The organism is Mesorhizobium sp. ES1-4 (assembly GCF_020164745.1).
Lineage (GTDB): Bacteria > Pseudomonadota > Alphaproteobacteria > Rhizobiales > Rhizobiaceae > Mesorhizobium.
In genome coordinates, this window is sequence record NZ_JAIUGV010000005.1 from 225,028 (window position 1) to 245,164 (window position 20,137).

Annotated in this window: 23 protein-coding genes and 1 pseudogene; 13 read left to right on the forward strand and 11 right to left on the reverse strand. The window is 62.7% G+C overall.

All coding sequences use genetic code 11. The features are described 5' to 3' along the window. The first annotated feature begins 5 nt into the window (after positions 1 to 5). Complete coding sequence (phoU, locus tag LB556_RS11685) at positions 6 to 713, forward strand: phosphate signaling complex protein PhoU (protein ID WP_224567091.1); 708 nt, start codon at positions 6 to 8, stop codon at positions 711 to 713. Positions 714 to 731: 18 nt separating this feature from the next. Beyond that, positions 732 to 1,421: a phosphate regulon transcriptional regulator PhoB gene (gene phoB, locus LB556_RS11690; RefSeq protein WP_010911896.1), complete on the forward strand. Its 690-nt coding sequence runs from the start codon at positions 732 to 734 to the stop codon at positions 1,419 to 1,421. 2 nt (positions 1,422 to 1,423) lie between these two features. Here the strand turns inward: phoB and LB556_RS11695 are convergent, their stop codons facing one another. Then, positions 1,424 to 2,662 carry an ROK family protein gene (locus LB556_RS11695; protein WP_224567093.1) on the reverse strand — a complete coding sequence of 413 codons (1,239 nt, stop codon included), beginning with the start codon at positions 2,660 to 2,662 and terminating at the stop codon, positions 1,424 to 1,426. Positions 2,663 to 2,925: 263 nt separating this feature from the next. On the opposite strand from LB556_RS11695, the gene xylF reads away from it, so the two are divergent. The 4 genes from xylF to LB556_RS11715 all read left to right on the forward strand — a co-directional run bounded on the left by xylF (position 2,926) and on the right by LB556_RS11715 (position 8,085). Further along, a complete protein-coding gene (gene xylF / locus LB556_RS11700; protein WP_224567095.1) occupies positions 2,926 to 3,966 on the forward strand; it encodes a D-xylose ABC transporter substrate-binding protein in 1,041 nt (346 codons plus the stop codon). Between the two features lie 144 nt (positions 3,967 to 4,110). After that, positions 4,111 to 5,463 carry a sugar ABC transporter permease gene (locus LB556_RS11705; protein ID WP_224567097.1) on the forward strand — a complete coding sequence of 451 codons (1,353 nt, stop codon included), beginning with the start codon at positions 4,111 to 4,113 and terminating at the stop codon, positions 5,461 to 5,463. Positions 5,464 to 5,473: 10 nt separating this feature from the next. After that, positions 5,474 to 6,298, forward strand: coding sequence for an ATP-binding cassette domain-containing protein (locus tag LB556_RS11710; RefSeq protein WP_224567099.1), 825 nt, complete (start codon positions 5,474 to 5,476; stop codon positions 6,296 to 6,298). Positions 6,299 to 6,444: 146 nt separating this feature from the next. Beyond that, positions 6,445 to 8,085 carry a CHASE domain-containing protein gene (locus LB556_RS11715; RefSeq protein WP_224567101.1) on the forward strand — a complete coding sequence of 547 codons (1,641 nt, stop codon included), beginning with the start codon at positions 6,445 to 6,447 and terminating at the stop codon, positions 8,083 to 8,085. A 125-nt stretch (positions 8,086 to 8,210) separates the two neighbouring features. Here LB556_RS11715 and LB556_RS11720 read toward each other — a convergent pair whose 3' ends face one another. From LB556_RS11720 to LB556_RS11745, 6 genes are all read right to left on the reverse strand, one after another. After that, complete coding sequence (locus LB556_RS11720; protein ID WP_224567102.1) at positions 8,211 to 8,456, reverse strand: YMGG-like glycine zipper-containing protein; 246 nt, start codon at positions 8,454 to 8,456, stop codon at positions 8,211 to 8,213. Between the two features lie 81 nt (positions 8,457 to 8,537). Beyond that, a complete protein-coding gene (locus tag LB556_RS11725; protein ID WP_224567103.1) occupies positions 8,538 to 8,864 on the reverse strand; it encodes a hypothetical protein in 327 nt (108 codons plus the stop codon). A gap of 170 nt (positions 8,865 to 9,034) precedes the next feature. Further along, on the reverse strand, positions 9,035 to 9,211 hold the full coding sequence (locus LB556_RS11730; RefSeq protein WP_224567104.1) for a hypothetical protein: 177 nt from the start codon (positions 9,209 to 9,211) through the stop codon (positions 9,035 to 9,037). 136 nt (positions 9,212 to 9,347) lie between these two features. Further along, the gene (locus LB556_RS11735; protein ID WP_224567105.1) at positions 9,348 to 10,382 is read right to left on the reverse strand and encodes a sensor histidine kinase; all 1,035 of its coding nucleotides are present in this window, start codon (positions 10,380 to 10,382) and stop codon (positions 9,348 to 9,350) included. A gap of 145 nt (positions 10,383 to 10,527) precedes the next feature. Then, positions 10,528 to 10,692, reverse strand: a complete 165-nt coding sequence (locus LB556_RS11740) for a DUF1328 domain-containing protein (RefSeq protein WP_010911886.1) — start codon at positions 10,690 to 10,692, stop codon at positions 10,528 to 10,530. Between the two features lie 204 nt (positions 10,693 to 10,896). Then, complete coding sequence (locus LB556_RS11745) at positions 10,897 to 11,691, reverse strand: response regulator (RefSeq protein WP_224567106.1); 795 nt, start codon at positions 11,689 to 11,691, stop codon at positions 10,897 to 10,899. A gap of 214 nt (positions 11,692 to 11,905) precedes the next feature. Between LB556_RS11745 and LB556_RS11750 the strand changes: the two genes are divergently transcribed. Together LB556_RS11750 and LB556_RS11755 are read left to right on the forward strand one after the other, a co-directional pair. Further along, positions 11,906 to 12,109 carry a NepR family anti-sigma factor gene (locus LB556_RS11750; protein WP_224567107.1) on the forward strand — a complete coding sequence of 68 codons (204 nt, stop codon included), beginning with the start codon at positions 11,906 to 11,908 and terminating at the stop codon, positions 12,107 to 12,109. 3 nt (positions 12,110 to 12,112) lie between these two features. After that, positions 12,113 to 12,658, forward strand: a complete 546-nt coding sequence (locus tag LB556_RS11755) for a sigma-70 family RNA polymerase sigma factor (RefSeq protein ID WP_224567108.1) — start codon at positions 12,113 to 12,115, stop codon at positions 12,656 to 12,658. A 40-nt stretch (positions 12,659 to 12,698) separates the two neighbouring features. On the opposite strand, the gene LB556_RS11760 is transcribed toward LB556_RS11755, so the two are convergent. Then, positions 12,699 to 13,085 carry a response regulator gene (locus tag LB556_RS11760; RefSeq protein ID WP_224567109.1) on the reverse strand — a complete coding sequence of 129 codons (387 nt, stop codon included), beginning with the start codon at positions 13,083 to 13,085 and terminating at the stop codon, positions 12,699 to 12,701. A gap of 151 nt (positions 13,086 to 13,236) precedes the next feature. On the opposite strand from LB556_RS11760, the gene LB556_RS11765 reads away from it, so the two are divergent. From LB556_RS11765 to LB556_RS11775, 3 genes are all read left to right on the forward strand, one after another. Beyond that, positions 13,237 to 13,998 carry a Crp/Fnr family transcriptional regulator gene (locus LB556_RS11765; protein ID WP_224567112.1) on the forward strand — a complete coding sequence of 254 codons (762 nt, stop codon included), beginning with the start codon at positions 13,237 to 13,239 and terminating at the stop codon, positions 13,996 to 13,998. A 128-nt stretch (positions 13,999 to 14,126) separates the two neighbouring features. Beyond that, complete coding sequence (locus LB556_RS11770) at positions 14,127 to 14,453, forward strand: YqjD family protein (RefSeq protein WP_224567114.1); 327 nt, start codon at positions 14,127 to 14,129, stop codon at positions 14,451 to 14,453. A 10-nt stretch (positions 14,454 to 14,463) separates the two neighbouring features. Then, the gene (locus tag LB556_RS11775; RefSeq protein ID WP_224567116.1) at positions 14,464 to 14,943 is read left to right on the forward strand and encodes a hypothetical protein; all 480 of its coding nucleotides are present in this window, start codon (positions 14,464 to 14,466) and stop codon (positions 14,941 to 14,943) included. 168 nt (positions 14,944 to 15,111) lie between these two features. Here the strand turns inward: LB556_RS11775 and LB556_RS11780 are convergent. Then, positions 15,112 to 15,435 (reverse strand): annotated as a pseudogene (locus LB556_RS11780) (histidine kinase); the annotation flags it as partial. 144 nt (positions 15,436 to 15,579) lie between these two features. On the opposite strand from LB556_RS11780, the gene LB556_RS11785 reads away from it, so the two are divergent. Continuing rightward, positions 15,580 to 15,756 (forward strand): hypothetical protein, encoded by a 177-nt coding sequence (locus LB556_RS11785; protein WP_224567119.1) that lies wholly within the window; start codon positions 15,580 to 15,582, stop codon positions 15,754 to 15,756. Between the two features lie 47 nt (positions 15,757 to 15,803). Here LB556_RS11785 and LB556_RS11790 read toward each other — a convergent pair whose 3' ends face one another. Continuing rightward, positions 15,804 to 16,724, reverse strand: coding sequence for a diacylglycerol/lipid kinase family protein (locus tag LB556_RS11790; protein ID WP_224567122.1), 921 nt, complete (start codon positions 16,722 to 16,724; stop codon positions 15,804 to 15,806). Positions 16,725 to 17,015: 291 nt separating this feature from the next. Here LB556_RS11790 and LB556_RS11795 point away from each other — a divergent pair, with 291 nt between their 5' ends. Further along, a complete protein-coding gene (locus tag LB556_RS11795; RefSeq protein WP_224567124.1) occupies positions 17,016 to 18,320 on the forward strand; it encodes a PRC-barrel domain-containing protein in 1,305 nt (434 codons plus the stop codon). A 29-nt stretch (positions 18,321 to 18,349) separates the two neighbouring features. Here LB556_RS11795 and LB556_RS11800 read toward each other — a convergent pair whose 3' ends face one another. After that, positions 18,350 to 19,912, reverse strand: coding sequence for an alkaline phosphatase family protein (locus LB556_RS11800; RefSeq protein ID WP_224567127.1), 1,563 nt, complete (start codon positions 19,910 to 19,912; stop codon positions 18,350 to 18,352). Positions 19,913 to 20,137: the final 225 nt, after the last annotated feature.

A 20,137-nucleotide genomic window follows, 5' to 3' on the forward strand; every position in this document is an offset into this window, starting at 1 on the left:
AAATCATGGCCGAACATACTGTCGCTTCCTTCGACGAGGACCTCGGGCAGATCAGCCGGCTCATCCGTGACATGGGCGATCTAGCCGGATCCATGGTCGGCGCTTCGACCAGGGCCCTGCTCAATTCCGACAACGCGCTCGCTCAGCGCGTCGTCTCCGACGACGCCATCATGGACGCGCGCCAGCGCGAGCTCGACGACCGCGCCATCACGCTCATCGCCAAGCGGCAGCCGATGGCGGACGATCTGCGCCACGTGGTCGGCTCGATCCGCATGGCCGGCGACCTCGAGCGCATCGGCGACCTAGCCAAGAACATCGCCAAGCGCGTCGGCTCGGTCGGCGTCAGCGCCGCGCCGCGCGACCTTTCGCATTCCATCGACTCGATGGCACAGATGGTGCTGATCCAGGTCCAGGCGGTGATCGAGGAATATACCCTGGGCGATGCCACGGCGCTCGCCAAGCTCAGGAATGACGACGAGCGCATCGACGTCAAGTACACGTCCGTGTTCCGCGAGCTTCTGACCTACATGATGGAGGATCCGCGCAACATCACGGCTTGCACGCACCTGCTGTTCTGCGCCAAGAACCTGGAGCGTATCGGCGACCATGTCACCAATATCGCCGAGAATGCGTATTATGTGCTGACCGGTACGCAACTGCCCGCCAACCGTCCGAAGCAGGACGAGACGGCGATGTCGGCGCCGGCGGCTTGACGATAGGGTGACCTGCCGATGATCGCGCCACGCATCATGGTGGTGGAGGACGAGGAGCCGCTCGGTGTGCTCCTGCGCTACAATCTGGAATCGGAAGGTTACCAGGTCGAGGTGGTGACGCGCGGCGACGAAGCCGAGATACGCCTCCAGGAGAACGTGCCCGACCTCCTGGTGCTCGACTGGATGGTGCCGGCGGTTTCCGGCATCGAACTCTGTCGGCGCCTGCGCATGCGGCCCGAGACCGAGAGGCTGCCGATCATCATGCTGACGGCGCGCGGCGAGGAGAGCGACCGCGTGCGCGGCCTCTCGACCGGCGCCGACGACTATCTGGTCAAGCCGTTCTCGACGCCGGAATTCATGGCCCGCGTCAAGGCGCTGCTGCGCCGCGCCAAGCCGGAAGTGCTGTCCAGCGTGCTCAAGGTCGGCGACATCGTGCTCGACCGTGAATCGCACCGGGTCTATCGCAAGAAGAGCGAGATCCGGCTCGGGCCGACCGAGTTCCGGCTGCTGGAATTCATGATGCGCCATCCTGGCCGCGTGTTCTCGCGCAGCCAATTGCTCGACAATGTCTGGGGCGAGACGATCTATATCGACGAGCGCACCGTGGACGTGCATGTCGGCCGGCTGCGCAAGGCGGTCAACAATGGCCGCATGCCCGACGTGATCCGCACCATTCGCGGCGCGGGCTATGCGATCCGCGAGGACTGAACTCAGGCCACGTTCTTGCCGGATCTCGCCTGCCCGCCAGGCGCGAAGATCTCCTGGTCGACGAAGGTCAGTGCGCGCATGGCGCAGCCTTCGCGGATGAGCGGCAATTCGTTCGGCTCGGTGTCGAAGGAAATCGATTTCGAGTGCTGGCCGCCGGCGGTCTGGGCGATGGCCTCGCGCAAGGCCGGCTCGATCAGGTCGAAGGCGGCGGCACTGACGCCAACCATGGCCACGGGGGCGGGATCGATCAGCGCGAACAGGCTGCCCAGCCCATAGCCGAGCGCCTCGCCGGCCTTGCGATAGGCTTCGCGCTCCGGTCCGTCTTTCTCCCTTGCCGTCGCCGCCAGTGCCCGCATCTGCGCGTCGCTGACATCGGCGACCGGCTCGGTGTCCTCGCCAAGCTGCCTGGCGTTGCGCCAGATAGCGTAGTTGCCGGCATAGGCCTCGACGCAGCCGCGCCGTCCGCAGCGGCAGAGCGCGCCGCCCGGGCGATGGATCATGTGGCCGAACTCGCCTCCAGATGAATGCGTGCCGGTGAACAACTCGCCCTTCAGCACCAGGCCCATGCCGATGCCGTGCGAAAGCAGGATGGCGATGAAGTCGTCGCGGTAGCGTTCGGGGGCGCGCCAGCGCAGTGCCACCGCCATCATGTTGCAGTCGTTCTCCATGGTGGCGGGAATGCCGAACTCGGCTTCGAGTATGTCGGCGAAGGCAATATCGGTCCGCGGCGTGATCGGCGACCACAGCATGGTCCGCGCCTCGGTGTCGGTGATGCCCTGGATCGCCAGCGCGATGCGGGCAACACTGCTGACATCGAGATCGGGGTCCTCGAGGCGACGCCGCACTATTGCCGTACATTCGCCGATCAGCGCCTCGCGCGACATGGTGAGCGTGTCCAGCCGGCGCTGTTCCTCGGCGACCACCTGGCCGGCATAATCGATGACCGCGACGGACAGGAAATTCAGCGACAGCACCACGGTCATGACAGCCGCGGCCTCGGGATTGAGGCCGAGGCCAACCTGCGGCCGGCCGCGTTTCAGAGAGCCGGCCTCGTTCGGCTTGCCTTCGGTCAGGATACCCTCGCCGATCAGGTCGGCCGATATCGCCGATATGGTCGAGTGGCTGAGGCCGGTGGTGGCGGCGATCTCGGTGCGCGAAGGCTGACCAGCCCGACGCACGGCTCCGATCACCATTGCGCGGTTGCGCCGGCGCAGATCGTCGTGGCGGATTCCGACCGACATGTTTCCCTCCCCAGTCGCCGTGGCCCTTACGGCCCCTCGACACCTCCGACAACGGCGTGGAATAGTGGCAGAAGCGGCTGGAGCTGTCATTTATTTATTGCGAGCCTCGAAAAAAAGTCCCAAGCGCCTCAAAATCCATCAGAATCGATGTTGACAGTGTTTCGTCGATGGACCAGTATTTTTTCGAGGCCCGAAAAAATGGGGCCTTTGTGCCGGCCTTAGGGTCAGTTTGGTCGCGCCATACGCGGCGCAGGGAGGATAACATGAAGAGATTCACAGCCGCCATCCTGGCGGGTGTCGCCATGTCGCTGACGCTGGCTTCGGTCGCGCAGGCGAAGGACAAGGTCATCGGCGTATCGTGGTCCAATTTCCAGGAAGAGCGCTGGAAAACGGATGAGGCCGCCATGAAGAAGGCGATCGAGGCCGCGGGCGACAAGTACATTTCCGCCGATGCGCAGTCCAACCCCGGCAAGCAGCTGACCGATGTCGAGAGCCTGATTTCGCAGGGTGCCAATGCGCTGATCATCCTGGCGCAGGACGCTTCGGCCATCGGCCCGGCGGTGCAGAAGGCGCTCGACGAGGGGATCCCGGTTGTCGGCTATGACCGGCTGATCGAGAACAAGGACGTCTTCTACCTGACCTTCGACAACAAGGAAGTCGGCCGCATGCAGGCTCGTGCGGTGTTCAAGGTCAAGCCAGAAGGCAACTATGTCTTCATCAAGGGCTCGGGTGCCGATCCGAACGCCGATTTCCTGTTCTCGGGCTCGATGGAAGTGCTCAAGCCGGCAATCGACAGCGGCAAGATCAAGAATGTCGGCGAGGCCTATACGGACGGCTGGCTGCCCGCCAACGCCCAGAAGAACATGGAGCAGTTCCTGACCGCCAACGACAACAAGGTCGATGCCGTGGTCGCCGCCAATGACGGCACCGCCGGCGGTGTGGTCGCGGCGCTGACCGCGCAAGGCCTTGCCGGCACCGTGCCGGTTTCCGGCCAGGACGGCGACCACGCCGCGCTCAACCGTATCGCGCTCGGCACCCAGACCGTGTCGGTGTGGAAGGACGCGCGTGAGCTCGGCAAGAACGCCGCCGAGATCGCCTCCCAGCTCGCCGACGGCAAGAAGATGACCGACATCGCCGGCGTGAAGGACTTCACGACGCCTGGCGGCAATACCGTCAAGTCGCTGTTCCTGACCCCGGTCGCCATCACCAAGGACAATCTCAACGTCGTCATCGACGCCGGCTGGATCAAGAAGGACGAAGTCTGCGCGGGCGTCGCCGCAGGCAGTGTCCCGGCCTGCAACTGAGCTTGACCGGTTGAAGAAATGAAGGCGCCGCGGCCCCAAAAGCCGCGGCGTTTTCTCAAAGAATTTTGTGTTTCCGCATCACGCGGATAGCTTCTAGGCTGCGTTCGGCATCCGCGTCAGACGCCAAGCCGGCGGGAGGATTTCATGACCGACACGACCTCAAATGCGCAGGCGGATACCGCGCGCGCCTCGGAGCTCGGCGCGGTCGCCCGGTTCCTGAAGGCGACCGAGATCGACACCCGCATGCTCGGCATGATCGGCGCCCTGCTGTTGATCTGGATCGCCCTGCATGTGATTTCGAGCCTGCGTCTTGGCGTCAATCCGCTCGATTTCGACAGCCGCACCTTTCTCACGCCGCGCAACCTGTGGAACCTGTCGGTGCAGACGTCCGCGGTCGCCGTCATGGCCTGCGGCATGGTGCTGGTCATCGTCATGCGCAACATCGACCTGTCCGTCGGCTCCGCCGAGGGCCTGATCGGCATGGTCATGGGCTTCGCGCAAGTGCATTTCCTCGTTCGCTTCGTGGGGCTTGAACTCGGCAACCCGTGGATCTGGGTGCTGGCGCTGGTCATCGGCCTGGCGCTCGGCCTTTTGATCGGCGCCTTCCAGGGCTTCGTCATCGCCTATCTCGAAGTGCCGGCCTTCATCGTCACGCTGGGTGGCCTGCTGATCTGGCGCGGGGCTGCCTGGTGGGTCACCAGCGGCCAGACGGTGGCCCCCCTCGACGCCACCTTCCAGCTGATGGGAGGGGGACCGGCCGGATCGATCGGCGCCACCTGGAGCTGGATCGTGGGCATCGTCGCCTGTCTGGCCGTCGTGTTCGCGCTGTTCAACGGGCGGGTGCAGCGCAAGCGCTTCCGCTTCCCGCTGCGCCCTATCTGGGCGGAGGCGCTGCTCGGCGCCGTCACCTGCGCCGTCATCATGGGGGCGGTCTGGCTGGCCAACTCCTATCCGTGGCCAATCGGTATCGTGAACCGGTACGCGGCCGCCAACAACATCACCGTGCCCGAGGGCGGGCTGTTCATCGCCCACGGCATCGCCATACCGGTGCTGATGGCGATCGCCGTCGGTCTGATCATGACCTTCATCACCAACCGCACCCGTTTCGGCCGTTATGTCTTTGCCATCGGCGGCAATCCGGAAGCAGCCAATCTCGCCGGCATCAACACGCGCTGGATCACCGTGAAGGTGTTCATGATCATGGGCGTGCTGGCCACGATCGCAGCCGCGATTTCGTCGGCCCGGCAGAACTCGTCCACCAATGTGCTTGGAACACTGGACGAACTGCTCGTCATCGCCGCGGCCGTCATCGGCGGCACGTCGCTTGCCGGCGGTTCGGGAACGATCATCGGCGCCATGCTCGGCGCGTTGCTGATGCAGTCGTTGCAGTCGGGCATGGTGCTGCTTGGCGTCGACTCGCCCCTGCAGAGCATCGTCGTCGGCGCCGTTCTGGTCATCGCGGTATGGCTGGATACCGTCTATCGCAAGCGGGTTTAGGGATACGATCATGGCTCACAAAACCGCTTCCGCAACTGCCCCCACAACTGCCGCCACGGGCACCCCGCTGGTCGACATGCGCAACATCTCGATCGCTTTCGGCGGCATCCGCGCCGTCGACGACGCCTCGATCGATCTTTTTCCCGGCGAGGTCGTGGCGCTGCTCGGCCACAACGGCGCCGGCAAGTCGACGCTGATCAAGATCCTGTCCGGCGCCTACAAGCGCGACTCCGGCCAGATCTTCGTCAATGGCGAGCAGGTGGCGATCTCCAACCCGCGCGACGCCAAGAAATATGGCATCGAGACGATCTACCAGACGCTGGCGCTGGCCGACAATGTCGATGCCGCCGCCAATCTGTTCCTCGGCCGCGAGTTGATGACCGCCTGGGGCACGCTCGACGACGTCGCCATGGAGGCCGAGGCGCGCAAGGTGATGGGGCGGCTCAATCCCCGCTTCCAGCGCTTCAAGGAGCCGGTGATCAAACTGTCGGGCGGACAGCGGCAGTCGGTGGCGATCGCACGCGCCATCCTGTTCAACGCCCGCATCCTGATCATGGACGAGCCGACGGCGGCACTCGGCCCCCAGGAAACGGCACAGGTCGGCGAACTGGTCAGGCAGCTCAAGTCCGACGGCATCGGCATATTCCTGATCAGCCACGACATCCACGACGTGTTCGAGCTGGCCGACAGGGTCTGTGTGATGAAGAACGGCCAGGTCGTCGGCACGGCGCGCACCACGGATGTCACCCAGGACGAGGTGCTGGGCATGATCATCCTGGGCAAATGTCCTCCAGGCGCCATACCGGGGCCGGGTGCGCTGAAGGTCGCCGCCTGAGGCGGGACGCGGCCGGGCAGGCCGCGCGGCACGCCCGTTGCCGTTCACGTGATATGCCAGTGATCACTATGGCTTGGCCTGACCATTGTGTTGGCCCGGCGACTTGCCCATAAAGGTCCCGTTTTGCTCATGGACCGCATCATCCGTTGAAAAAGCTTTTTCCAATCGTTGCGTTCATCGCCGTTGCATTGATCAGCATGACCATGGCGGGATTTGCTTATTTTGCGACGCAGGAAGCCGCCCGCATCAAGTTCGAAGGGTCGGCCGATGACGCCCTCAACCGAATCGAGAGCCGCATCGACCTGCATCTGTCGCTGCTGCGCTCGATGCAGGCCCTGTTCGACGCGCGCAACGGTGATATTTCCCAGAACGAGTTCAAGGCCTTCTTCAAGGCGCTGGATGTCGACAACAATTTCGCCGGCCTGCGTGGCATCGGGTTCCTGCGGCTCGTCAAGACGGGCGACGAGGCAGCGGTCGAGCGCGACATCCTCCACGATTTCGGCGCCAGCCATCCGGTCTATCCGGACACAACGCAGCCCTGGCGCACGCCGATCACGCTTTTCGAGCCGCTGGATCCGTCCAACCAGGCCAGCATCGGCTACGACATGTTCAGCGAGCCGGTGCGGCGCGCGGCAATCGAAAAGGCGATGGCCGACGACCAGCAGCATGCAAGCGGGCTGGTGCAACTGGGCCAGGGCACGGGCGCTGGGCAGACCTTCACCGGCTTCCTGGTCTTCGTGCGGCTCAATGTCGAAACGGCGCCGGAGGTCATCAACGCATCGCGATCCTCGACCGCCGGCTTTCTCTATGCGGCCTTCCGGGCCCGCGACCTGTTCCAGGTCGCGCTGAGCCGTACGCCGCTGCTGCCAGTCAACACGGAGATTTATGACGGAGCGGTGAACGAGGACAATCTGTTGTTCCAGTCGGAGACGCCGCCGGTTTCATCCTTTGGCGACAGGCTGCTGGTCGCCCGCAAGATCACGGTAGCTGGGCGTCCGTGGACCGTGCTGTTCAGGCCGACCAGTGCGTTCTCGCAGCCGTCGTCGCGTGCCATCCCGGTGATGCTGGGGCTGTTCGGCTTGCTCCTGGCCGGCGCCATCGCGCTGGTGGCGCGCTACCAGGAGCGGGCCTATGACGCGGTGTCGGCCTTGCACGAGACAACGGAAAAGAGCCTGCTCGAAAAGGACCTGATGCTGCAGGAGATGAAGCATCGCATCAAGAACTCCATCACCAGGGTGCTGGCGATCGCGCGTCAGACGGCTTCGCGGGCAACCGACGTCAATGAGTTCTCCGCTTCCTTCGCGGCCAGGCTCCAGGCGATGGCCGCCTCGCAGGACATGTTGACGCGCTCGCGTTGGCAGAAAGCCGATCTTGCCGATCTCCTGCGCATCGAGCTTGGCCAAGTGTTCGGCAAGGAACTGCCGGAGGGGCTCCTGTCAGGCCCGGAGGTGCTGCTCGACGAAACCACGACGCAGGCGCTTGGCCTGACTTTTCATGAACTCGCAACCAATGCGCTGAAATACGGCGAGGTCGGCAATTCCGCCAATTCTTCCAAGGGAGACTGGGCGCTGAAAGTGGACTGGTCGCTGGAAGGGCGTGGGCGCGAGCGGACGCTGGCGCTCAACTGGCGGGAAGCTGGAAAAGAGAAAGTCGAGGCGCCAGCCGTGACCGGATTCGGCACCAAACTGATCGACCTCAACGTAACGCGCGAATTGCGCGGCACCATCAAGCGCGATTTCCAGGCTGACGGCCTGAAGGTGGAGATCAGAATTCCTTTGGTCGGCTAAACATCGTCATCGGCAGCGCGCACAAGATCCGGAGACCGCATATAGCCTCCGGATCTGTGTTTACAGAGCGGCTCAGTGGTTTGATGTAGCCACCGAGCCGCTCCTGGATTGCTCCAATCGCTGAATTAGTTGCAGCGGGCTTGGTAGGTCGTGCCGTTATGACGGCGATACACGCAGTAGCCGTTGCGCAGGTTGCGAACCAGCAAGCCGGACCCGGCACCGACAGCCGCGCCGATCAGCGCGCCCTTGCCGCCGCCGACCAACCCGCCCACGCCCGCACCGATCAAGCCGCCGCCGACCACGTCCTGCTCGGTCGTGGTACAGCCGCTGACGGCTACCACCGCAACCATGGCAATAAGTATTTTCCGCATTGAGTCGCTCCTCACTTGTGTCCACACTTTAGTAAGCTGCAACCGCCATTTAGCACGAAACGACGGCCTTTGCTGCTCCAATTATTGTTGGCTAGGGTAGTCCTTTTCTGGGCGGATCGCGTTCGATGCCATGACGACGTTGGAAATTGCCAACGAAGCGTCGAGGCTGCCGTCTGGCCGCACCTTCCAGACGATTTGATCGTAGTCGTCCTCCAATGCGGGATCGACGGCGAGACATTTGGCGACGACATGCGGCGCTTGCCCCTGCACGTCGCCCATGGCGAAGGGGCGCTCGGCGGTGCATTCGTCAGCAGTCGCAAAAACACTCACAGGCACTTGCAACTCCCGACATTCGCCCATCGTGTTCGAGCAGCCGATCACCAGCAACAACGCGGCTATGTGTTCCATGACAGGTGTCCTCTGGCCGCAATAACGGCCGACATCGTCAAAAAGTTCCTGTCATTCCAATGGTGTTACGCGAATACTTCGGAAAATCGCGGCTCCCTAGGTCGCATCGCTGCGACGTCGCCGACCGGGCGACTTAAACGGGCGGGGCAGTGAGGAGAGCAGGACTTAAGTCAGGCCAAATGCCAGAGAACGGCCAGCAATGTTATCGTGGCCAAGGCAAGAACGGTCCCCTTCATCAAGCCTTTGCCCGCTTCGGGGAGCGTTTCCACGGAGGATTCGGATTCCAGAAATTCGCCCATCGAAATGCGGGCGGCTTGTTCCAGTCTGTTGATGTCGGCAACCGTCAAGACCTTCCTCCCGTACCGCACTGCAAGCCTCGCCAACAAATGTCCGAAGACGGTGCGGGTTCCGGCGGTATCCGGGAAAAACAGCATCCGTCCTCGTGGTGAACAGCCGGTTAAGAATCGCTGCTTGCCGAGGCTCTTACTGCGTTTCGAAATTGCTGTGCGGAACGACAAGGTGGTATTCAAGGCGACCGCCGCCTATGTCGAGGTTCGCGGAGCCGTTCAAGGACGCTGGCACCACACGCTCCAACGCGACGCTGCCAAAGCGTCTTTGACCGACCCCGTCGCCGCTGGTTCCTGTCGTTTCGGCCCAAGTCAAGGACAGCGCGACCTCCCCCGAGGCGGCGGCGTTGAGGTCGGCGGTGACCTCCACGAAACCATCCGGCCGGGACAAGGCGCCGTAGCTGACGGAGTTGACGGCAAGTTCATGCATCGCCAGGCCGATATGCAGCGCGGCGTTGGGATTGAGGTAGGGATTGGCGCCACGGAAGCGAAGGCTCTGCGCCGGGTTTATCCCGTAGCGGCCGACCTGGCTCGCCACCAGTTCATGCAGGGCTGCCCCTCGCCAGTTGGAGGATGTCACCAGATCCTGGGAGGAGGCCAGCGACTGCAGCCGACCGCGGAAGCGCGTCAGGAAGTCGCCGATACCGTCGGAATAGCGACCGGTCTGAGTCGCGATGCTCTGGATGATCGCCAGCAGGTTCTTCGAGCGATGGCTGACTTCACGCAGCAGCGTCGTCAGTGTCTGTTCGCGCCGCTTCTGCTCGGTTGTCTCGACCATGGTGGTGACGACGCCATGCACATCGCCGTCGTCGCCTCGGTCGGCATCGATCCAGACCTGGAACCAACGAACGCCATTCTCGACCGGAACACTGATTTCAAGGCGCTGAGGATCGCCGGTCGCGACCACATCGCGCTTGGCGGCGCCGATACGGTCGGCCTGCGCCATCGATAGGATGCCATTACCCTCGGCTTCGTTAGAGACCCAGGGTGCGCGCATGTTGCGAGCCCATACGGTCTTCATCTCGCGATCCTGATAAAGGACCGAAATGCCTGCATTGTGAAGCGCATGAAGAAGAGCCCGCCCAAGCTGCATGCCGCTTTCAGCGGGATGCAGCGCGATGACTTCGTCGCTCCGTGTGCCTTCCGTTCTATCTGAAGTCCTGGAACCCATCGGTCAATCTGTCCACCCAACCCGGGCTGAACGGCTTACCCTCAAATGGTTTCCCTCTAAAGCGGTCCGCCGGACGGTATCCATTGAAGGACGCCGCCCGGCGGTGGCTGGAAACCGTTTGAGGGGTGCGGCTTCCAGTGTTCGCTCACGCCCGCCTGAACAGGCCGGCCAGTAGAGAAATGACCAGAAAGGCGAGGAAGATGAAGAACAATATCTGCGCGATGCCGGCGGATGTGCCGGCGATGCCGCCGAAGCCCAGAGCGCCGGCTATAATCGCCACGACGAGAAATACGAGCGCCCAGTAAAGCATGGTTCATCTCCTTCGAATGCTGCGGTAAAAACGTGGTTTGATGCGGTTTGTTCCACCATTCGCCGAAAAAGACGGTGCTTGCAAATCTTCCGGACGGCGCGGGCTGGAAATTCGCCGCCGGTCGATGCGGCATGTCAAAAGGCCGCCGGATGCATCGCATCCCGCGGCCTTTGATTTCCTTGTCCGGCTTGTGAACGCCGCGACCTATGCGGCAGCCTTGGCCTGCCGGTCGAAGAACAATGCCTGGCTGATCAGCGCCTTCACCATGTCGGGGTTGAACGGCTTGGTCACGAGGAAGGCTGGCTCGGGGCGCTCTCCGGTCAGGAGACGCTCGGGAAAGGCGGTGATGAAGATCACCGGCACCGATGTCGACGAGAGGATTTCGTTCACGGCCTCGATGCCTGAGCTGCCGTCGGCGAGCTGGATGTCGGCCAGCACCATCTTGGGCCGGGTCTTGCCAAACATCGTCACCGCTTCGGCATGAGTGCGCGCCGTCCCCACCACCCGGTGACCGAGGCTCTCGACCATCTCCTCTATGTCCATGGCAATCAGCGGTTCATCCTCGATGATCAGTATGTCGGTCGCCACCTGACGCGAAATCTCGTTGCTTGCCTGCGCGAGCAACTCGCTGAACTGCTCGTCACCGACATCGAGGATTTCAGCCGCTTCGTCCTCGCTGAAACCTTCGACGGCAACCAGCAGGAAAGCCTGCCGGGGAAGTGGCGCGATCGCATTGAGATTGGCGGCCGCGCGCTGCTCCCAGCCCGATTGTGTCTGCTCCTGCGGAACGCGGATGGCGACCGATGTGAAGAGCTTGGCGAACACCTTGTACAAGGCGATCCGGTCGCTCGACGCGTCCGGGAAAATGTCGATATCGGCAATGATGGCCTCAAGCATTGCGGCGACCAGCGCGTCGCCGCTCTCCTGCGATCCCGAGACGGCACGCGAAAAGCGCCGCAGGAAAGGAAGATGCGGAGCGATGGTGGCGGACAGGCTCATGGTGGACGTTTCCCTCAGATGACGCGATTGAAAAGATAGCGGCCTGCCGATTGCAAGCCCGGAGCAACAACGCGGCTTTTCGGAAAAAGTTCCGTTCGCATGGAACGAATCGGTGGCGGTTGCGTTTTAGCGTCGGGATGGGCAACCAGACGAGGGTGCCGCTTGCCTTGTGTTGTGTGATTAGCGGCTTGAGTTCTGGGAATATAAGGGCGAAATGAAGGACATGACAAAGAATATTCTGGCTGGCGCTGCGGGCAGGCGCCGGGACGGCGTCGGCGACCCGCTTGGGGCCAACTCCGAAATCGGACGCAAACTCAAACAATATTACGACGAGCTGGTCTCCGACAATGTGCCGGATCGCTTCGCCCGGTTGCTCAGCCAGCTGGAACAAGCCGAACCCGCACAGAAGAAGGACTGAGGCATGGCAGCGGTCTCCCAAGGCTTCAAGGCCGATCTGCTTGGGGCTATCCCCAGCTTGCGGGCCTTTGCCGTGTCGCTGACGCAAAATGCCGACAAGGCCGACGACCTCGTTCAGGAAACGCTGGTCAAGGCCTGGGACAAGCATGAGAGCTTTCAGCCCGGCACCAATCTCAAGGCATGGCTTTTCACAATCCTGCGCAACGAATTCTATTCGCAGATGCGCAAGCGCGGCCGCGAGGTTCAGGACAGCGACGGCATCATGACGGCTCGGCTTGCGGTGCATCCGGCCCAGCACGGCCAGCTCGACCTCAAGGATTTTCGCGGCGCTCTCGAGCAATTGCCGGAGGACCAGCGTGAAGCCATCATCCTGATCGGTGCATCGGGCTTCTCCTACGAGGAGGCCGCCGAAATCTGCGGCTGCGCGGTCGGGACCATCAAGAGCCGCGTCAGCAGGGCCCGCACACGCCTGCAGGAAATCCTGAAAATCTCCGGCGAGGACGAGTATGGTCCCGATGCTATCTCGGCCCAGGTCACGGCGGCGCATTGAGATGCGGGCCGGATGACGAAGGCAGTCGACCCTCGAGGCTTCAGGTCTGGCCTTGGGAGTCTCGACCGTAGGCCATCGCCACGGCTTCGACGAGGTCCGCTCCTGAATAGGGCTTGGTGACCAGCCTCACGCCGGGGAAAGATGCCTTGATCTCGTCCGCATCCGAATAGCCGGACGCAAATACGAACGGCACGCCGGTCTCACGCAGGCCCGCGGCGAATTCGAGCGTCGAGGCGCCGCCCAGCATCAGATCGACGATCGCGGCGTCGAAATCCGTCGCGACCTTGCGGCCATCGATTTCGGCCAGGTCGCGCGCGACCACGACTTCACCCGCACCGTGGTCGCGGCAGAGTTGCTCGACATCCATGGCTATGAGGAATTCGTCCTCCAAGACAAGAATGCGCAATCCGTCAAGTAATTGGGGCACAGGCAATCGCTCCTTGAAACGCCGGGATTCATGATCGCAATTTGGTGTGTTGTCATTTAAAAAAGACATGTGCTGGGGGTGAAAGGCCGATTTCGGTCAAGCGCGTAAAATGGACCTGCCGGCTGCGGGTCTTGCAAGAGAGGGGGGCGAAATGCCAAGCCAGATCGGGCGCGCTTTTGCAACCCGGCAGTACGCTTGCGAGCAGTGCCCGTTACGGCCCCTGCCGGCATTCCGGGAGTTCGAGAAACAGGAACTGGCCTTCATCAGCAAGTTCAAGAAAGGAGAACTCGCGGTCGACAAGGGTGCCACGGTCCTCGTGGAAGGAAGTCACAGCGCGCATCTTTACACGGTGTTGTCCGGCTGGGCGTTTCGCTACAAGCTGCTGCAGGACGGCCGCCGCCAGATCCTCAACTATCTTATGCCGGGCGACCTCATCGGCCTGCAAGGCAGCGTCATGGGGGAAATGCAGCATTCCGTGGAGGCAATGTCGCCAATGCTGCTTTGCGTGTTCGAACGTGATAACCTGCATGAACTCTACCGTAACCATCCGGGTCTCGCCTACGACATCACCTGGATCGCGTCGCGTGAAGAGCGGATGCTGGACGAGAACCTGCTCAGTCTCGGGCGCCGCAGCGCGATCGAGCGCGCCGCCTACCTCATCGCCTTCATCGCCAGCCGCGCCAAGGTCGTCGGGTTGAACGGCAAGCAGTCCATCCAGATACCGATCACGCAGCAGCACATCGCCGATACGCTTGGCCTGTCGCTGGTTCACACCAACAAGACCATCCGCAAGCTGATGGACCGCCGGTTGATCGTCTGGCGCGACGGCGGTTGCGGCGTCATCGACATTGAAGGCTTGAAGCAGCTTGCCGGCTGGGAAGGGCTGGGCGAGAGCCGCCGGCCATTGATCTGACGCGGCACTTCTTGCCGGGATGAGGCTGATCGGGTGCGCGTGGCCGGGTTTTCGGGTAGTTTGTAGCGGCATCGGAACCTTGAGACGCACGGCGCGTTTGAAATCGAGCAATCACAAGGAGTTAAGCAATGACAACCGCCGCAGGGAAGACCGTCAACGAAGCGCGGACGAATCCGGATCTCGAAGCCGATATCAGGCAGTTGAAGGCGGATATCGACAAGCTCACCAAACAACTGGCCAAGACTGGCGAACACGGCTACGGCACGGCGCGCCGGGCGGCGGCCGACGGCGTCGAGCAGTTGCGTGCCCAAGGCGAAGCGGCCTTCGACAGTCTGCGCGGCAACGCCAGGGACATCGAGGCGCAGATGGTGGCAAGCGTACGGGAAAAGCCGGTGACGTCGCTGGCAATCGCCGCTGGCGTGGGCTTCCTTTTCGCGCTGCTCGCGCGTCGCTAGTTCCGCCGAGATGGGACTGCTGGCTTCTCTGCTCTCGGGTCTCGCCTCGGGTGAAACAATCGCAGCCGTGCGGCGCGCGCGTAGGGCTGCGATCGCCTATGCGTTTGCCGCCCTGGCGACATTCTGCGGCCTCGGCTTTCTGGTCGGGGCGGCCTATATCTGGACATCGGCGCGCTATGGATCGCTCGCCGCCGCGATTGGTTTCGGTGTCGGCTTTCTGGTGATCGCCGGCCTCATTCTTCTGACCCACTGGCTGATGTCGGGCGTCCGCGTCCGTCGCGAGGCAAGGCGGCGCAAGGCCGACATGAAGGCGATCGGCATTACGGCGGCCCTCGCGGTGCTGCCGAGCTTGCTCAAGGCAACAGGTGGGCTCAAGGGAAAAGCTGGGCTCGGGGTTATTCTCGGTCCGGCCGTGGCACTCGTGGCTTATGCCATCTACCGTGAGAACGTGAAGTCCGACACCGACCATCCGGATGCCGGCGAGGGATAGCAGCGCCGGCGACCTGCCTCGTGTCACTTCGACAGATCTTCTAGCCCCATCGATATTTCGGCGAAGACCCCATCGCGCCGAAATTCATGGATTACTTCGCTCGAAATGACCTTGGCCAGACTGCGCCGGATGAGGGATCGAGCCGAAGCCCTGCCGCTCGGGTGGGGCAAGCGGATTGGCCTTGAAGCGCGGGTCGATGGTCGCATCGGCCACCTCCATCGGTTCGTCTCCCGCCGCGATCGCATGGGCGCAGAAAGAGATGTCGGTCGCCGTTGCGGTCTCGTTCAGGCCGACGCGGGACTTGAACTATTGCCGCTCGATATCGACGAGCGTAACCAGCGCGACGGGCACTTGCATCACGGCAGTGGCAACGCTGGTGACACGATCGAAATCCGGGTCGGCCGCGGTATCCAGCATCTCCAGCCCGTGCAGCACGGCGAGCCGGTCTTCATCCTTCACCGCGCGGACGACTTCGGCCGGCAGACGGCGCACTGTTTCAGCCTTGCTATTCACCCAAGTCCCCAATGCGTGGCCGTTTTGGCCCTGGCCCGCCCGGAACCATCCTAGCAAGGAACCGTTACCCGACGGTGATCTACCGACTGCGCTGGTTGGCGCATAACGAGACGAGGGCCGACCATGACCAAGACCATTCCTGAAAACAAAGCACGCCAGGGGCGTTGGGGTTGGCACGGCTTGCGTATCCTGATCGCGGCGCTGCTTCTAGCCTTCGTGGCTTGGGGTGTCGCTGAAATGTATGGCGAAACGGCAAAGACTCCGGCCACCGAGCAAGGAAATGCGCCGAACGGCGGCTAGATTTCCGGCCATCATCGCCACGGATTGCGTCAAGGCCAGGGTCCGCATCAGGCAGCTTTTGCCTCGGCAATGCGGGCGGGCACCAGGACGTTGAGCGCTCCGGGCCGGATTTCGATTATCGTCTTTGGATCGAGCCTGACCAGTTCGCCGTCCATGACGGCGCGAAACCTTCTGCCGCCGGAATGAATTTGTAGCACTGCACGGTCTGCCTGGTGGATTTCTACGTGCTCGTTGTCGCGCCATTTGCCGCGCGCCACGTCGAATAAGAACTTGACCAATTCGGCACGCTGCTTCGCCACCGTGACATAAATGCCAAGCACGCCGCCGGCTGGGTTGTCGGCGTACGGCAAATGGCCTTCGCCGAAAAGATTGTTGGTGACGGCGATCCCTGATACGCGCGCCGTCACCTCGGCATCGCCAATGCCGAGCGTGACGTTCATAGCCGGCGGGTTCTTGATCGTTTCCCAGGCCGCTTTGGCCGAAGCACCGATCTTGCCAAGGCGCGACCCGAATTCCATTCCCTGGCGCAACTGCACCATCCTGGCATGCATGCCGATCGAGAATTGGTGGACGAAAGGCTGGCCGTTGGCCGTGGCCATGTCGACCGCGATGATTTCGCCATCGGCGAAGGACTCCAGCGCTGCATCGAGCGACTGTGGAATGCCAAGGCTACGGGCAAACAGGTTCATCGTGCCGGCCGGCAGTATGGCGAGGGCCTTTTTCTTATTCATCAGCCTTGCCGCCGCCGCTGAGATGGTGCCGTCGCCGCCACCGGCCAGTACGACATCGACGGCGCGGCGCGATGCAGCCCTGTCGAGGGTTTCCGCGATCTCCTTGCCGGCAACGACTTCGATGCTGAGAGAGTGGCCCGCCGCTTCCAGCGTCTGACGCATCCGGTCGGAAAAAGCTGCCAGATCGGTGGTGCGCAAGGTGCCGCCGTCCCGGTTCAGCACCGCCGCGAATTTCATGCCCCGCTCCACTGCTCAATGAGGACTAGGCCGGGCCGCGCCCAGCCGAGGGCTGAAACGCTGCGAACCGCAGAAAGGTTCCTTTACGGGCCGAAACAGGGCCGGAGTCCAGGGTTTCGCCGACTGGCCGTCAGGTATCCGCTTCGTGGTTTTGGTTCCGGAATTCTTGCGGATTTTTGTCGGAACAACAGCATAGTCACGACGTTGTGAACCTGTAGAAGCGCCGCATCCGATCTCCCAGCAGTGGGGGAACGGCGTGCGGCACACGAAATCAGGCACGAGGAGATTACCATGATCCGCACCCTTTTAGCGACGACTGCCCTTGCGACAATGGTTGCAACCGGCGCCTTCGCGCAGAGCGCCGCGACCCCGGCCCCCGCGAACCAACCTGCTGCCCAGGAGCCGACTGCCGCGCCTGTTCAGCGCGCTGAAGGCAGCATCGTCACCAATATTATCGGCGCGTCGGTCTATAATGGCACCGGCGACAATGCCGAAAATATAGGTAAGGTGTCCGACGTCGTCTTCGACAAGGATGGCATGGCGAAATCCGTGATCATCGGCGTCGGCGGCTTCCTTGGCGTCGGGACCAAGAACGTCGCCTTCGACTATAACAAGCTGCAATGGGCCGAGAAGAACGGCGACCGCTGGCTTGTTGCGCAGACGACCAAGGACGAGCTGACCGCGCAGCCGGAGTTCGACAGCAAGGCTTATGCGCCGGCCCCTGCCACATCGGCGAGCACCCAGGCACCGGCCACGTCGACTGACACCGCCCAGAAGCCCGCCGACATGAATGCACAGCCGGTGAAACAGGCTGACGGCAACCTCGCCACAAACATCATCGGTGAAGACGTCTACAACGGCACCGGCAACGACGCGCAGAAGATCGGCGACGTCAACGACATCGTGCTGACCAAGGACGGCAAGGCTCAGTCGCTGATTATCGGTGTCGGCGGCTTCCTGGGCATGGGGGAAAAGAACGTCGCCTATGATTTTGCCAAGGCAAAGTGGGCACAGAAGGATGGTGAGCGCTGGCTGGTGGCTCAGACCACCAAGGAAGAGCTGCAGGCGCAGCCGGCCTTCGACCGCAAGGCCTACGACCCGATGCCGGCTACGACGGCATCGAACGAGCCGGCGGCAACCGCCCCCGCCACGGCACCTTCCGCAGCGACAGCTCCCGCTGCCGCTCCGGCGGACAAGACGGCGGCGGCGCCGGCTGACGCTACGGCACCCGACCAGACGCAGACCGCGGCCATCGACAAGTCGACGCTGACGGAAATGCCGCTTGGCGAGATCAGGGGCGAGGATCTGAAAGGCACGACCGTATACGGCGCCAACGACGCCAAGGTCGGCGAGATCGGCGACGTCGTGCTGATGCCCGACAAGAAACCCGATGCCGTCATCGTCGATGTCGGCGGCTTCCTCGGCATCGGGTCGAAGGAGGTCGCGATCGGCATGGACAACTTGAAGTTCATGACCGACAAGAACGGCAAGAAGTACCTTTATACGACCTTCACCAAGGAGCAGCTTGACAAGCAGCCGGCTTACGACAAGGGCTCCTACACCGCGAAGCGCGACGAGCAGCGTCTCGTTCAGTAGGCAATAATACGGGGCGGTAGGGAAATTCCCTACCGCCCCGCATGCGACGACCTGGCATATCCTGCGATTCCGTTTTCAGTGAGTTGCGAGAGCGCAAGTGACTGGTCGAGATGTTCGGCCCGCCAGGCAAGCAGCCTTTCGGCGAATTCCAGCCGGGTGGAACGATGTGCCGGACTGCCGGCGAGGTTCTTCAATTCGCCAGGGTCTGCCTCCATGTCGAAAAGCAGGGGCGGCAGGCCGCCGCCAAAATGCACGTATTTGAATTTCTTCGTGCGGATGACCGCGAGGTTGCACTGGCGCGAGGCAATGCCGAAGTGCCGTTCGGCTTCACCGTCGGCGATCGAGCGAAAGTCGAACTCCCAGTGCGCGGCGTCACGCCATGCGGCGGGGGTTCCGCCGCTCAGGAAGGGTTTCAGCGAGCACCCGTCGAGATGCGGTTCGGGAGCCACGCCGAGCAGATCGATGAGCGTAGGCAAAATATCCACCGCTTCGGTGAAGCGATCGACAGTGCTGCCGGCGGCCTTGCGGTGGCGTGGGTCGCGGACGATCAGCGGGATGTGGTAGCTGCCGTCGAAATAGCCGCCCTTGCCCAGCATGAAATGTTCGCCCATCATTTCAGCGTGGTCGGAGGTGAGCACGATGATGGTGTTGTCCCACGCGCCTTCGGCCCTCAGCGCCTGCCATAGGCGGCCAAGCTGCGCGTCGACCTCCGAGATCATGCCGTAATAGATTGCCCGGATGCGGCGGAAATCATCCTCGCTCCAGTCGTGTACCTTGCCCGTGGCGCCGGGGCGGAACTTTGCGCGTTCCTGCCGGCCAAGGTCATAGGCGATGTAAGGGTGGGCCTGAGATTCGGCGCGCCAGCTTTCCGCCCGATGAAAAGCGGGGCCGTCCGCCGGGTCGTACTGGGTGTTGTACGGTTCCGGCACGACGAAGGGCGGATGCGGGCTGATAAAGGAAAGATGCGCAAACCATGGCGCCGCCTCCTCTTGCTCACCCAGCCAGCGGATGAATTCGCCGGCAAGAAAGGCCGTTGGCGTCTGGTCCTTCGAGTAGACAGGCGGTGCTTCAGTCACCGCGCCGTCCGCCTCGCCCATGGGACGATGGATGTCAGGGCTTCCAGCGCTGGCGTCGATGCCCTGCTGCTTCAGCCAGGACAACCACTGCTTCTGATCTTCGGGCAGCAATTGGCGCACCGTGAAGCCGGGCAGCACGCCTTCATAGCTGCGCAACCGTGGATCGGCCGGCGCAAGCTGGCGCGGATCGAGCGACACATCGGTGTAGCCAAACAAGGTCGGGTCGTAACCGACGCTGCGTGCGGCAAGCGCGATATTGCCGTGGCGGGCATCAAGCGGCGTCCCGTTACGGCAGACACGGTTGTTCATCTGGTAGAGGCCCGTGTAGAGGCAGGCGCGCGCGGGCGAGCACGGGGCCGCGCCGCCGTAATGGCGCTTGAACAGCACGCCCTCGGCGGCCAGCGCATCGGCATTCGGCGTCTTCACCTGGGGATGGCCGGCAGCCGACAGGCAATCGCCGCGCCACTGGTCGCAGGTGATGAGGAGCACATTTGGCCGCCTGCCTTTTCCAGTCACTTGCGCTCCCCTTGCCAGCACGTTCGAATGCAGACATGGAACCGATTTCCATCAGCCGCGCAAGACCGGGCTGTTGGCCGAATGGTGAACGGATGTCTTCTTATTGTTCACTTTTAAAGCACAGTCCATTCTGTCTTTGCGGCCTTTGCCGCAATCAATCGCGTCCTCATATTGGCGTGGACAGCGGCGAGGGCCGCACAAACACCAAGGGAAGGAGCAAAAACC